This window comes from Sediminihaliea albiluteola, from assembly GCF_014077625.1.
GTDB classification, from domain to species: Bacteria; Pseudomonadota; Gammaproteobacteria; order Pseudomonadales; family Halieaceae; genus Sediminihaliea; species Sediminihaliea albiluteola.
The window spans coordinates 975,949-988,878 of record NZ_JACFXU010000013.1 but is presented as its reverse complement, the minus strand read 5'-3'; the positions used below and the strand labels follow the sequence as shown (position 1 = coordinate 988,878).

Genomic DNA, 12,930 nt, shown 5'->3' with positions numbered 1-12,930 from the left:
TGTGCACAGTCGCTCTATAGGCTAGATTATTAGCCCTATGATTCAGTATACCCCCTTATTTGTAGTGGACAACTGTACAGGGCCTGAGGCTGCAGGGCGTCAGCCTCAGGTAGGTTTGTCTGCTCAGTCTTCGGGTAGGGCAAAAGCCACGATAGCATCGCCGGGGGCAGACCAGCCGTGGCCACCAGCTGCTATTACGACAAATTGCCGGCCGTTTTTACGCGCGCGGTAGCTCAGCGGTGTTGAGTTGCCGGTGTAGGGGAGGACTGTCCGCCACAACAGCTCTCCGCTACGGCTGTCGAAAGCGCGGAAATAACCGTCGCTAGTTGCGCCGATGAAGGTTAGTTGGCCGGCGGTGGTCAACGGCCCACCAGTATTTGGACTGCCCGTGTTAAACCACAGCGGCCAGGGGGCTTGGCCGCGAGTTGTACCTAAAGGCTTGCGCCACACAACTTCACCGCTGGCCAGGTCAACCGCTGTCAGGCTGCCCCATGGCCGTGGATTGCAAGGTGCACCCAGCGAGGACAGTAGGGGGAAGCGCTTGGCCCCGTAAGGGCTGCCCTCCATCGGGTAGTACTCCAGCGGGTAGTCGATACTGTAATTGCCGGCATCGTATTGATCGCGTGGAATCAGCTGTACTACGCTGGCTAGGTGCATTTGGTTAACCAGCATCAGCCCATTATATGGATCAATGCTGACGCCACCCCAGTTGATGCCACCGGTCGTCGAAGGGTAGAGCACGCTGCCCTGCAGGCTGGGCGGGGTAAACATTCCATCGGAGCGGTATTTAGCTAACTCTCTCTGGCAGCTTTTGCGGTCGAACCAAACAAAACCATCCATATTATCTGCCGTGAGTTGTTCCGGTAGATGCAGTGGCGCTGGGTGGGTAGGAAAAGGTTGAGTCGGCGATAAGTGTTCACCGGCTACGCCACCTTGGGGTACTGGGCGCTCTTCCACTGGGTATAAAGGCTCGCCAGTTTCTCGATCCAGTAAGAAGATGTGGCCCATCTTGGTCGCTTGGGCAAGACCTGGGCGGCCACCGCCAACCTCTGGCAGTTGAAATAGCGTGGGCTGAGAGGCGACATCGTAGTCCCATACGTCGTGATGTACGGTCTGAAAATGCCAGCGAACCTGGCCGCTGGCAGCATCTAGCGCCACCGTCGATGAACCATAGTAGTCGATGCCGTCGCGGTCGCCGCCGTAGAGATCGGGTGAGGGGTTGCCAGTTGGCACATACACTAGGCCGCGCTCGGGGTCGCCAGATATGGGAGCCCAGACGTTGGGTGAGCCAAGGTGATATTGAGTTTGCCCCCTTGCGTCTTGATGACGTTGCCGGTACTCCTCGCTCACTGGCTCCCAAGCCCAGACCAGTTTGCCGCTGCGTACATTAAAGGCGCGCACCACGCCGCTGGGGACATCAACCCGCTCATTATCAGGCACTAAGGCGCCGATAACCGCTATATCTCCCTGAATATAAGGCGGCGAGGTTGGGTAGTACTCCCAGGGCTTGGCCCCAGCGATTTCTTCTTTCAGGGAAATGCGACCCTGGTGGCCAAAGTCGGCACAGGCTTGGCCGTCTTGGGCATCGAGTGCAATCAACTCGGCGTCGCGGGTGCCGTAGATAATTCGCGTAGCGCAGGGTTTGTCACGCTCCCCCTCAGGGGCTTGCCACAAGGCCACGCCGCGGCAAACCGCTGGGTAGATACCGCTTTTTTTGTTTTTTACCTGGGGATCAAACTGCCACAGTTCGCGACCGCTTTCGGCATCTAGTGCAAAAACTCGGCCGAAGGGTGTGCAGTAATAGAGTCGTCCATCACTCACCAAAGGAGTGACCTGCAGTGAGCTAAAACCCCACTCGCCAGTGCCGTCGGAAATGTCGCCAGAGCGATGCTCCCAGGCGACTTCCAGCTGTTTTACATTGCTGACATTGATGTCGGCCAAGGGCGAGAAGCGACTCGCATCTTGCCCTCCGTACATAGTCCATTCGGCGACAGCTTTTTCAGTCTTATTGGCCTGAGCCGCCGCCGCTGGTGTTTCGGCGCCAGTTTCACAGCCCGCTAGCAGGCTGCTCGACAGCAGGGTGAGTAGCAGTGCTGCTGGCTTCATTGCGCCTTGCTGCCGACGTCGGAGTTAGAGGCGTTGAGGAAGGCCGGTTTTTCGCCGCCACCGTGTACTGCGATACTGGCGCCGCTCACGTAAGAGGCTAGTGGCGAAGCGAGGAATAGGCAGGCATCGCCGATATCCTGAGGTACGGCCATGCGCCCCAGTGGAATAGTGTCTCCCACTGCGGCAATGCCCTCTTCGTCACCGTAGTGTAGGTGGGACTGCTCGGTTTGTACCAGTCCGGCAATCACCGCGTTAACGCGAACTTTAGGTGCCCATTCCACCGCTAGCGAGGTGCCTAAGTTGACCAGTCCTGCCTTAGCCGCGCCATAGGCCGCAGTGCCAGGCGAGGGACGGATAGTACTGACGCTGGCAATGTTTACGATGCTGCCACCGCTTTCTTGCTGCTGCATATAGCGGTTGGCCACCTGGCAGAAGTTCAGCGGCGCTATCAAGTTGAGTCGAATAATCGATTCAGAGAAGCGCGGTGATGCCGTTGCGGCCTCAGCGTAGGGAGCGCCGCCGGCATTGTTAACTAGCACGTCGAGTCGGCCAAAGCGTTTTATAGTGGCTTCGACACAGGCTTCTACTTGCTCGAAGTCTCGTACATCGCAGGGGGTAAAGACAGCTTGGCGACCGTCGACTTCGGGCAAAGTCTCCGGTTCGCTGCGACCGCAAATCATAACATCGGCTCCGGCCGCCAAAAAACGTTCGCTAATTCCGCGACCTACACCTTTACCGCCGCCGGTGACCAGTACCACTTTGCCGCTAAAATCCAGGGGTGTGTCCATTTCAGTTTAACTCCTTATGACGAGGCCTCGGAGCGTAGTGTGTAGAGCTCCGGGCTGCCTTGTGATTGTTCAGTGATTTCCATAAGATGCTGTGGTTATGCGCATGCTAACTCAATTATGGGTGGTAGCAAGCGAAGGACCGCAGTGAAGGTTTCGCTGGCTCAGTGAAACGCTACTGGTCGTAAAATCTGAACCCCCCAACTCCATCCAGCCCAATTAGGAATATATTATGACAACAGATACTTTGCCGGTTCTGGCGATACTTGGTGGCACTGGCGATCTCGGCACGGGGCTGGCTCGCCGCTGGGTGCAGGCCGGTTACCGCGTCATTATTGGCTCCCGTACAGAAGAAAAAGCCCAGGCTGCGGTGACAGATTTGCGTGAAGTGATGGCAGAGCGTGGCTTGGCTGATATTGCAGTGGATGCAATGGATAACCTAGCGGCAGCAAGCGCGGCGGATATTGTCACATTGACCGTGCCTTTTAGTCACCAGAGCTCAACACTAGAACTGGTTAAGGATGCCCTGCAAGGTAAAATTCTGATCGATGTGACCGTGCCTTTGGTGCCGCCCCGCGTAGCTCGAGTCCAACTGCCACCGCAAGGTAGCGCCGGCCAGATCGCCCAAGAGCTACTCGGTGAAGATGTTCACGTGGTCTCCGCATTTCAGAATGTGGCGGCGGCGCACCTCCAAGAAGGCAGTGGCTTAGACTGTGATGTTTTGGTTTGTGGCAACAAAAAAGATGCCCGAGCTGAAGTGATTAAGTTGGTTGAGGCAGCGGGAATGCGCGGTTTTCACGCGGGCATGATCAATAATGCTGCCGCAGCCGAAGCGCTGACCTCTGTGCTAATCACTATTAATAAGCAGTATGGCTGTCACGCCGGTATCACTATTTCTGGTTTGGACCGCACTGAATGAAGCCCGGCCTGCAACTATTTGCTTTGCAGGGTTTTCCGCTGGTTGAACCCGGCGATGACCTTGCTGCTTTGATTGGTGATTGTCTGCGGGCTAATCAGCTTGAGTTGCAGCCTGGCGATGTATTGATCGTAGCGCAAAAAGTGGTGTCCAAGGCGGAGGGTCGCTATGTGCGCCTTGCTGATGTGGAGCCCTCGGAGCGCGCTCAGCTGCTCGCTGAACAAGCGGATAAAGACCCGCGTCAAATGGAGTGCATCCTGCGCGAGTCCCGGGAGGTACTGCGGGTGCGCCCAGGTGTGATCATTGTCGAACACCGCTTGGGCTTTGTAATGGCTAATGCTGGTATCGATAAGTCGAATATTAGCCAAAGCGACGGTGACCCGCAGGTCTTGTTGCTGCCTGTTGACCCAGACCGCTCAGCGGAAGAATTACGCCGTGCCCTGCGGCTGTCGCCAAGCAATGCGCCCATGGTGATTATCAATGATAGTGTTGGCCGGGCCTGGCGTAATGGCACGGTCGGTTTAGCGATTGGCACGGCGGGGCTGGACCCTCTTTACAACCAGGTGGGTGAGCGCGACCTGTTCAATAATGTGCTGGAGGTCACCGAAGCTGCAGTGGCCGATGAGCTTGCGGCTGCGGCCTCTCTAGTGCAGGGACAAGCGGCTGAGGCATGCCCAGTGGTGTTGGCGCGAGGCGCTAATTTACGTCCTTCGGTAGGCGGCTCAGCTGCCTTGCTGCGGGACCGCAATATGGATATGTTCCGCTGATGACAGGCACGGCTAAAGTTCTGGCTATTTCCGGTGGTGTAGGTGGCGCCAAGCTAGCCTTGGGCTTAGCTAATGAGCTCGAGCCTGAAGCCTTGGCAGTATTGGTCAATACAGCCGATGATTTTCGCCACTTGGGTTTGCAGATTTGTCCCGACATTGACACTTTGCTTTATACCTTATCGGGTCGCAGCAACCGCAGTTTAGGCTGGGGCTTAGAAGGCGAGAGCTGGCAGGTGATGAAGGCCCTGGAAGAGCTCGGTGGTGAAACTTGGTTTCGCCTTGGCGATAATGACTTGGCCACCCATTTATGGCGCACGGCGCGTCTGGCTGCGGGAGAGAGCTTAAGTTCGGTCACACGGGGCCTTGCTCAGCGCATGGGAGTAAAGGTTGGTATCTTGCCCATGTCAGATGATAGCGTCAGTACTGTGGTGCATAGTGACGAGGGTGACTTAGCCTTCCAGCATTATTTTGTGCGGCGCCAGTGCGAGCCTCAGGTCAGCGGCTTCAGTTTTCGGGGGATTGAGCAGGCCAGCCCCAGTTCAGAGCTGCTGCAGTTGCTTGACTCTGGACAAGTGGCAGCTGTGGTAATCTGTCCTTCCAACCCTTTTGTCAGTGTGGACCCGGTGTTACAGCTGCCCGGCTTGTGGCAAAAAATCGCTGCCCTGCAGGTGCCGGTGGTGGCAGTTTCCCCGATCCTTGCTGGTCAGGCAGTTAAAGGTCCGGCAGCAAAAATGCTGGGCGAGTTGGGTCAGGAGGTCAGCGCCGAAGCAGTGATGCGCCACTATAGTACGCATTACCCAGGCTTTATTGATACCTTCGTCATCGATCAAAGCGATGCTGCTCTAGCAGATCAGGTTGCCGACTTAGGGGTATCTGTGGCGGTTACTGATACACTGATGAAAAGCTTGGACGACAAGCGCCGCTTGGCGCGATTTGTGCTGTCACGGGCAGGGCACTGACTCTGTGGCCCACGCGCTCTTACCCCTAAAGGATTTGGTCGCCGCTAAGACGCGTTTGTCCGGCATTTTGTCGGCATCAGAGCGTCGCGGCCTGATGCAGGCGATGGCGCAAGATGTGCTTGCAGTATTGAGCAATCATCCAGGACTGAGCGCTGTCACCTTAGTGTCTGATGACCCTGGGGCTTCGTTACTGGCAGCTAATTACGCTATTGAGCACCTGCCGGAGCAGGAGCTCGCTGCTGAGGGCTTGAACGCGGTATTGGCAGCAGCCTGTGAGCGAATATCGCCACAGGCTGAAACACAGATCTTAGTATTGCACGCTGATTTACCTTTTTTACAGGGCCATGAAATACAGCTGGCCTTAGAGCGGCAACAGCAAAGCGGCGGTTTAGTGATTGGTACTGACTGCGAGCAGAGCGGTACTAACCTCTTGCTGTTTGCTGCAAATGAGCGCCCCTTATTTCACTTTGGTGTTGATAGTTGTGCTAAGCACCAAGATTGGGCTCGTCAAGCTGGTCTGCCTGCGCAGGTTTTGCAAACATCGGGGGTAGCTCGAGATGTCGATCAACCCCGGGACGTGCTGATGCTTTTGCAGGCCAGTCTGGACCCTAACAGCGCGCTAGGTGCGTCCACCCGGGCCTTTTTGTCTGAGCCTAAGTTGGCGGCGCGTCTACACATTGCACTGGCAGACCTCGATGATGAGCAGGGGTCACCACAAGCTACTTTTTCAGAGGATTATTGCGGCCATGATAAATGAGCGTGCCAAGGCACTAGCGGATCAATTTATCACTAGTTGGGATGGTGGTGAGCTGCCATCGGAGGCTTTAGCGATGACGCTGGCGGACTGTGAAGATACCGCCACTCTTGCTGCAGCAGCGAGTGTGCTGCGAGATATAGGGCACCGCAATGTCATCAGCTATTCGCGCAAGGTGTTTCTGCCGCTGACACATTTGTGCCGCGATGTATGCCACTACTGCACCTTTGCACGTACTCCCAAGCGTGTAGAGCGAGCTTATATGAGTATCGAGGAGGTCTTAGAGCAGTGCCGTGCGGCGGAGTTGGCTGGCTGCCAAGAGGCCTTGCTGACACTTGGAGAGAAGCCCGAGCTGCGCTACAGCACTGCTCGTGAAGCCCTGGCTGAGATGGGCTACAGCACCACTTTAGAGTATGTTCGCGCAGTCGCCGAAGCAATTCTGAGAGAGACCAGCTTACTGCCACACATTAACGCTGGTTGTATGAGCGCAGAGGAAGTGGCTGAGCTGCGCAAGGTGAGCGCTTCCATGGGCATTATGCTGGAGTCGGCTGCCGAGCGTTTGACCGAAAAGGGGATGCCTCACTACGGCTCTCCAGATAAAGAACCGGCGCGCCGCTTGGCGACTATCGAAGAGGCCGGGCGAGCGGGGGTGCCTTTTACCTCCGGCATTCTAATTGGCATTGGTGAAACGCGTGTGGAGCGCATTGAGTCGCTGTTGGCGCTGCGCCGTCTGCATCAAGACTACGGCCATCTGCAGGAAATCATTGTCCAAAATTTCCGGGCTAAGCCTGGCACCTTGATGGCGGAGGCGCCGGAGCCAGACTTAAACGAGTTGCTGTGGAGTATCGCGGTGGCGCGCTTGATCTTTGGCCCGAGCATGAATATTCAGGCGCCGCCGAATCTGAGTCCAGGCGTATTGGAGCAGTTGGTGGCGGCGGGTATCAATGACTGGGGCGGTGTGTCGCCGCTGACCCCAGATTACGTCAACCCAGAAGCGCCGTGGCCGCATCTCGACCGCCTCAGTCGCGAGACCCGTGCGACCGGGAAATACCTAGAGCAGCGCCTGACCATTTATCCAGAGTATGCCCGCGAGGCACAGCGCTGGTTAGATCCAGCCCTGCATGGCCCGGTGATGCGGCAGATGGATGCCAGTGGTTTCGCACGCCGCGATTCTTGGTCACCTGGGACAGAAATGGCCGTTCCCGCAGAGGATGCTTGGCTGTTGCAGCCAGACCGGACATTGGCTCCAGTATCGGCCGATGTGGCCGAGCTGATTGAGCGCTGTCGTTCACAGCAGGCTTTATCGGAACAGGAAGTGACGCGTTTATTTGAAGCCCGCGGTGATGATTATGTCCATATTGTGCGGGCCGCTGATGACTTGCGGCGCAGTCGCTGTGGCGAGACAGTCACTTATGTGGTTAACCGCAATATTAACTACACCAACGTGTGTTATTTTAAGTGCCAGTTTTGTGCCTTCTCTAAAGGCAAGGGCAATGAAGACTTGCGCGGCAAGCCCTACGACATCAGTGGCGAAGAAATAGCACGGCGTTGCACTGAGGCTTGGCAGCGCGGCGCCACCGAGGTCTGCATGCAGGGTGGTATCCACCCTGATTATACAGGGCAGACCTACCTAGATATTCTGCATACGGTACGCACAGCTACCCCAGATATGCATATTCATGCTTTCTCGCCGCTTGAAGTTTGGCAGGGAGCGGCAACCCTGGGCTTAACACCGGAAGCCTTTTTGCAGCAGCTCAAAGAGGCGGGCCTAAATACTTTGCCTGGCACCGCAGCAGAAGTGCTGCACGATGAGGTGCGCGAGATCCTCTGCCCCGACAAGCTAAATACCCAGCAGTGGCTGGAGGTTATGCGAGCTGCTCACCGGGTTGGCTTTAAAACTACCGCCACAATTATGTATGGCCACATTGAGCAGCCGCGCCACTGGGCAAGACACCTCTTAGAAATTCGGCAGCTGCAAGAGCTCGGCGGTGGCTTTACTGAATTCGTGCCACTGCCTTTTGTGCACATGGAAGCGCCGATGTTTCTGCGCGGTAAAGCGCGGCGCGGCCCCAGTTTCCGTGAGGCGCTGTTGATGCACGCCGTGGCTCGCCTAGTGTTCAATGGCCTGATCGATAATATCCAGGCCTCTTGGGTCAAAATGGGGGCAGCAGGGATTGCCCAGTGCCTGCGAGCTGGCGTCAATGATTTGGGCGGCACCTTGATGAATGAAAGCATTACCCGAGCAGCGGGCTCGGCCCATGGCCAAGAGTGGCCGCCATCAATGATGGAGCAGCAAATTCGAGCGGCAGGTCGTGAGCCGCGTCAGCGCAATACGGTTTATGGTGAGGTGTCAGCCGAGCGCAAACAGGCGGCATCGCAGGCCCAAGATCTGTTGGCGATCGACAACCAGCCGGCAGCCAAGCAGCAGCGAGGCAAGCTGATAGTGAGCGAGCAGATGCCGCGCCAAAGCTATCAAGACGATTTGAGCAGCGATCAAGTGGTGATGATAGCGGCCTGTAATTAAGGTGAACTTAGGGCAGCATCCTGTGCAGCTCGAGGCTAGCTGGCTGCGGCATCTGCAGTCTGAGTTTGAGCAGGATTATATGCGTCAGCTGGCTGAGTTTTTGCGTCAGGAGCGGCTAGCTGGCAAGCAGATCTATCCCGCCGAGGGCGATCTATTTCAGGCCTTTGAGCACACCCCACTGCCAGCCGTGAAGGTGGTTATACTCGGCCAAGACCCCTACCATGGTGCCGGACAGGCACATGGCTTGTGTTTTTCGGTAAAGCCAGGAGTGAAGACGCCACCTTCGCTGCAAAATATCTACAAAGAAATTCAGGCTGAATTGGGGCACCCGATCCCCGAGCATGGCTGCCTGAGCACTTGGGCTCAGCAGGGCGTGCTTTTGCTCAACAGTGTTTTGTCGGTGGAGCAGGGCTTGGCAGCCTCCCATCAGGGGCGGGGTTGGGAGCGTTTTACCGATCGGGTGATTGAAGTGATCAATGACCAGCGGCAGGCGGTGGTGTTTTTGTTATGGGGCAGCTACGCCCAGCGCAAAGGTGCGGCCATAGACCAGACTAAGCACTGCGTATTAAAGGCACCCCATCCCTCACCTTTGAGCGCCCACCGCGGCTTTTTCGGCTGTGGTCATTTCACTGCCGCCAATGATTACCTTAGGCAACAGGGTCTGTCGCCGATTGACTGGCGTGTACCGGAATTGCAGAGGCAGTTGCTAGACTAAGCCATTCAGGCTTTTTTAAGCATCCTTCTCTAGCGGGTAGGGCGGCGGACTGACACTGAGTACATCGCTTTCACCCATCAGTCGCAGGCTTTTGTCCAGTGCATTCTCTGCAACAGAAACTAGCATGATACTGCCGCCATCAGGCGCTGCAAGGGCGTTGACTACTGTGCCGCAGGCCTGCGTGCCCTGGTCGGCGTTGATTTCTGTTCCGGCTTTGGCTGGCACATTATTGTTACTTTTGGCGATATATAGGCGGCGCTTGGACTTGCCGCGATAATGCAGCCGTGCCACAACCTCTTGTCCGGTGTAGCAGCCCTTTTTGAAGTTGATGTAAGAGAGTAGGTCGTAGTTCAACACCTGTGGTAAAAAGCTCGCCACTGTCGAGTTTTCGATACGCCCAATACCCGCTTCAATTTGCAGTAATTGCCACTGCTCCGCTGGCGCCTGGTTTAGTGAGCTGGCTAGGCTTTGCAGTAAGTCCTCGCCAATACTGCTGTTTACATAGAGCTCAAATTGCTGTCCTTGGCGGTCTATTTGCACTAGGCAAAAGCCTTCACCTGAGACACAGCCGTACTGCTGATCGGGTAGAGCGCCGCAGAGAGTCAGTAAGGCACTAGCGCTGTCTGGACCCCAGCAGGCCAATACTTGCCAGGCGGGATCCTGCTCAATCTCAGCCTTAGAGAACATGATGTATTTGGCGAAAGTGTCCCGAGTCGTATCGGCAATATCAGCGCGTAAACGCAGTCCGTATCGCTCTGATCCCAGTGAGAATAATAAAAAGTCGGCCCACATTCGGCCTTTAGGGTTGCAGTAGGCGCCTGGCTTAGCCGCTTGAGGGTTAACTTGCCGCACGTCGCAGGTGGTTTGTCCCTGGAGGAAAGTCTGGGCATCGGGGCCGTGAATCTGCAGCAGGGTTTCATGGTTCAGCGGGGCATAAAAGGCGGACACTGTAAAAACACTCCTTAAAAATTAGTCGCCCATAATAGGCTCTGAGTCTGATTCTGTCAGCCTTTCTCGGGGTTCGATCACTATTGTATGTATAATGGCGCCTTTTGATCTGCACTGGGAAAGTTTGCTTCGCTATGATTCAGCAAGAAGAGATTAATCGCATGCGTTGGGCCAGTCGGCGCGGCATGCTAGAACTGGATTTATTGTTGGAGCCCTTTGTCAGCTCTTGCTATCGAGAACTGAGTGCTAGGGACCGGGAGCGCTATAAGCGCTTAATGCTCTGTGAAGATCAAGAAATGTTTGCTTGGTTTATGGGGCGTGAGCAACCGGAGGATGCCGATATTGCTGCCATCGTCACACAGATATTGGAGTTCTCGCGAGCTCAATCTAAAACTTAAACGCAGCGCCATTGATGGCAGCCTGCGCTTTCTTTTCGCGCTTGCCTTAGTCACTGCGCTGGCATTGATCTATCAGCGTGGCTACCCCTTACTGGCAGCTGCCTCAGCAGTTTATGCTCTGCTCTGTCTGCTTTGGCGCCGGCCTGTAAAACTCAGGGCCCTGCGCTGCCGGGCCGGACAGTGGCAGGCTGACTTGGCCGCTTATGGCTGGCGAGAGATTACTTTTAAGCAACCTGTTCACTGCCACGCCTACCTAGTGCTTTTGCGGTGGCAGCCAGTCGGATCCTCCACCTGGCACTTGCTCTGCCTGTGGCCCGATAGCGCTGCGCCGGAAGCTTTGCGACAGCTGCGTAAGCGGCTGCGTCTGCAGTCAGCTTAGGGCCGGTTGTCTGGGATTAGCACGGTGTCTTGAGCTACCGGCAGGGTGTCGGGGTAGTCCAGAGTGTAGTGCAAACCTCGACTTTCTTTGCGCGCCATCGCGCAGCGAATCATCAGCTGCGCGACCATGGCCAAATTGCGTAGCTCGAGCAAATCATTGCTGACTTTGTAGTTGCTGTAGTACTCCGCAATTTCCGCCTGCAGCATTTCAACGCGATGTTCGGCGCGCTGCAGACGCTTGTCTGTACGCACAATGCCCACGTAGTCCCACATAAAGCGTCGCAGCTCGTCCCAGTTGTGCGAAATCACCACGTCTTCATCGGAATCTGTGACTTGGCTTTCATCCCATGGCGCAGCAGGGCGCGGGGTCGGTGCCTCGGCAATTGTTTCAGCAATGTGCTTGGCGGCAGATTCGGCGTAAACAATGCACTCCAGTAGTGAGTTGCTGGCCATGCGGTTGGCGCCGTGTAAGCCGGTGCATGATGATTCGCCCACCGCATATAAGCCAGGTAGGTCGGTGCGGCCCCGGGTGTCTACAACAATGCCGCCACAGGTGTAGTGCGCTGCCGGTACCACCGGTATTGGCTGAGTGCTGATATCGATGCCGTACTCAAGGCAGCGTTCAGTGACAGTGGGGAAGTGTTCCTTGAGGAACTCGGGCGACTTATGGGAGATATCTAAAAACACACAATCGAGGCCGAGCCGCTTCATTTCGTGGTCGATAGCCCGCGCTACAACGTCCCTCGGTGCCAGCTCTCCGCGGGGATCAAAGCGCTGCATAAAGGGGCTGCCGTCGGGCAATAATAATTTGCCGCCTTCGCCGCGGATCGCTTCGGTGATTAAAAAAGATTTGGCCTGTGGGTGGTACAGGCAGGTCGGGTGAAACTGGTTAAATTCGAGGTTGGCCACTCGACAGCCGGCGCGCCATGCCATGGCAATACCGTCGCCGCTGGCACCATCGGGATTGCTGGTATAGAGGTAGGCTTTGCTGGCCCCGCCAGTGGCTAGCACCACCGCCCGGGCCTGAAAAAGTTCGACACGACCACTTTTGCGATCGAGTATGTAAGCGCCCTGACAGTGTCTGTCGTTGACCACCAAATCCACCGCCACGCGATGGGTAAAGATATCGATGTTGTCTGCGGCGCGGGCTTTTTCGGTCAAGACCTCCGATATGGCTCGGCCAGTGCGGTCGGCGGCATGGATAATCCGCCGGTGGCTGTGCCCACCTTCCATAGTCAGATGGAACTCATCGCTGTGGTCGGGGCGTAAATCAAAGCCTACCCCCTGCTCAACTAACCACTCAACACAGCGGCGACTGTTCTTGACCGTAAACTCTACCGCCTCGCGACGACACAGCCCGGCACCGGCGGCCAAGGTGTCCTCGACATGAGAGTCAACGCTATCCTTGGTGTCTAGCACTGCTGCCATGCCGCCTTGGGCCCAATAAGTGGAGCCCTGAGTGAGCTCGGCCTTCGATAGTAGTGCTATTCGCAGGTGCTTGGGTAATTGCAGTGCTAGGCTAAGCCCGGCGGCGCCGGCGCCGATAATTAGCACATCGTGTTGTAGTGGGCGGACCATGTGGGTGCTTGCTGCCTTTATGAGTGGCTTATATGATGGATTTAGGGGGCTGCACTAGGCTAAGGTTGCGAGTATATAGCAGGTGGTGCAATAGAAGGAAAT

11 protein-coding genes are annotated in these 12,930 nt (G+C 56.2%); 7 read left to right on the top strand and 4 right to left on the bottom strand.

The annotated features are described in order from the left end of the window. Window positions 1-123 precede the first annotated feature (123 nt). Together H2508_RS05460 and H2508_RS05455 are read right to left on the bottom strand one after the other, a co-directional pair. Window positions 124-2,106, bottom strand: a complete 1,983-nt coding sequence (locus H2508_RS05460; RefSeq protein ID WP_182169778.1) for a pyrroloquinoline quinone-dependent dehydrogenase — start codon at window positions 2,104-2,106, stop codon at window positions 124-126. Further along, window positions 2,103-2,894, bottom strand: coding sequence for an SDR family oxidoreductase (locus H2508_RS05455; protein ID WP_182169775.1), 792 nt, complete (start codon window positions 2,892-2,894; stop codon window positions 2,103-2,105). The genes H2508_RS05460 and H2508_RS05455 overlap by 4 nt, the downstream gene beginning before the upstream one ends. 229 nt (window positions 2,895-3,123) lie before the next feature. Between H2508_RS05455 and npdG the strand changes: the two genes are divergently transcribed. From npdG to ung, 6 genes are read left to right on the top strand one after another with little or no spacing between them, the layout of a single operon-like run. After that, window positions 3,124-3,810 carry an NADPH-dependent F420 reductase gene (npdG, locus tag H2508_RS05450; protein WP_182169772.1) on the top strand — a complete coding sequence of 229 codons (687 nt, stop codon included), beginning with the start codon at window positions 3,124-3,126 and terminating at the stop codon, window positions 3,808-3,810. Next, entirely contained in the window at window positions 3,807-4,574 is a 768-nt protein-coding gene (gene cofE / locus H2508_RS05445) for a coenzyme F420-0:L-glutamate ligase (RefSeq protein ID WP_182169769.1), read from the top strand. The genes npdG and cofE overlap by 4 nt, the downstream gene beginning before the upstream one ends. After that, window positions 4,574-5,533, top strand: coding sequence for a 2-phospho-L-lactate transferase (cofD, locus tag H2508_RS05440; protein WP_182169766.1), 960 nt, complete (start codon window positions 4,574-4,576; stop codon window positions 5,531-5,533). Before cofE ends, cofD begins: the two co-directional genes overlap by 1 nt. A gap of 4 nt (window positions 5,534-5,537) precedes the next feature. Then, entirely contained in the window at window positions 5,538-6,290 is a 753-nt protein-coding gene (gene cofC / locus H2508_RS05435) for a 2-phospho-L-lactate guanylyltransferase (RefSeq protein ID WP_182169763.1), read from the top strand. Continuing rightward, entirely contained in the window at window positions 6,280-8,811 is a 2,532-nt protein-coding gene (cofH, locus tag H2508_RS05430) for a 5-amino-6-(D-ribitylamino)uracil--L-tyrosine 4-hydroxyphenyl transferase CofH (protein WP_182169760.1), read from the top strand. Before cofC ends, cofH begins: the two co-directional genes overlap by 11 nt. A gap of 22 nt (window positions 8,812-8,833) precedes the next feature. Beyond that, window positions 8,834-9,526, top strand: a complete 693-nt coding sequence (gene ung / locus H2508_RS05425) for a uracil-DNA glycosylase (RefSeq protein WP_182169757.1) — start codon at window positions 8,834-8,836, stop codon at window positions 9,524-9,526. Between the two features lie 15 nt (window positions 9,527-9,541). On the opposite strand, the gene ygfZ is transcribed toward ung, so the two are convergent. Next, window positions 9,542-10,474: a CAF17-like 4Fe-4S cluster assembly/insertion protein YgfZ gene (ygfZ, locus tag H2508_RS05420; RefSeq protein ID WP_182169754.1), complete on the bottom strand. Its 933-nt coding sequence runs from the start codon at window positions 10,472-10,474 to the stop codon at window positions 9,542-9,544. A gap of 134 nt (window positions 10,475-10,608) precedes the next feature. Between ygfZ and H2508_RS05415 the strand changes: the two genes are divergently transcribed. Next, window positions 10,609-10,872 (top strand): FAD assembly factor SdhE, encoded by a 264-nt coding sequence (locus H2508_RS05415; protein WP_182169751.1) that lies wholly within the window; start codon window positions 10,609-10,611, stop codon window positions 10,870-10,872. A gap of 375 nt (window positions 10,873-11,247) precedes the next feature. On the opposite strand, the gene nadB is transcribed toward H2508_RS05415, so the two are convergent. Then, window positions 11,248-12,828 (bottom strand): L-aspartate oxidase, encoded by a 1,581-nt coding sequence (nadB, locus tag H2508_RS05410; protein WP_182169748.1) that lies wholly within the window; start codon window positions 12,826-12,828, stop codon window positions 11,248-11,250. Between the last annotated feature and the right edge of the window lie 102 nt (window positions 12,829-12,930).

Bases quoted from the DNA above. Each gene is read 5' to 3' on its own strand.
- H2508_RS05460 (WP_182169778.1), bottom strand. From the start codon at position 2,106: ATGAAGCCAGCAGCACTGCTACTCACCCTGCTGTCGAGCAGCCTGCTA.
- H2508_RS05455 (WP_182169775.1), bottom strand. From the start codon at position 2,894: ATGGACACACCCCTGGATTTTAGCGGCAAAGTGGTACTGGTCACCGGC.
- npdG (WP_182169772.1), top strand. From the start codon at position 3,124: ATGACAACAGATACTTTGCCGGTTCTGGCGATACTTGGTGGCACTGGC.
- cofE (WP_182169769.1), top strand. From the start codon at position 3,807: ATGAAGCCCGGCCTGCAACTATTTGCTTTGCAGGGTTTTCCGCTGGTT.
- cofD (WP_182169766.1), top strand. From the start codon at position 4,574: ATGACAGGCACGGCTAAAGTTCTGGCTATTTCCGGTGGTGTAGGTGGC.
- cofH (WP_182169760.1), top strand. From the start codon at position 6,280: ATGATAAATGAGCGTGCCAAGGCACTAGCGGATCAATTTATCACTAGT.
- H2508_RS05415 (WP_182169751.1), top strand. From the start codon at position 10,609: ATGATTCAGCAAGAAGAGATTAATCGCATGCGTTGGGCCAGTCGGCGC.
- nadB (WP_182169748.1), bottom strand. From the start codon at position 12,828: ATGGTCCGCCCACTACAACACGATGTGCTAATTATCGGCGCCGGCGCC.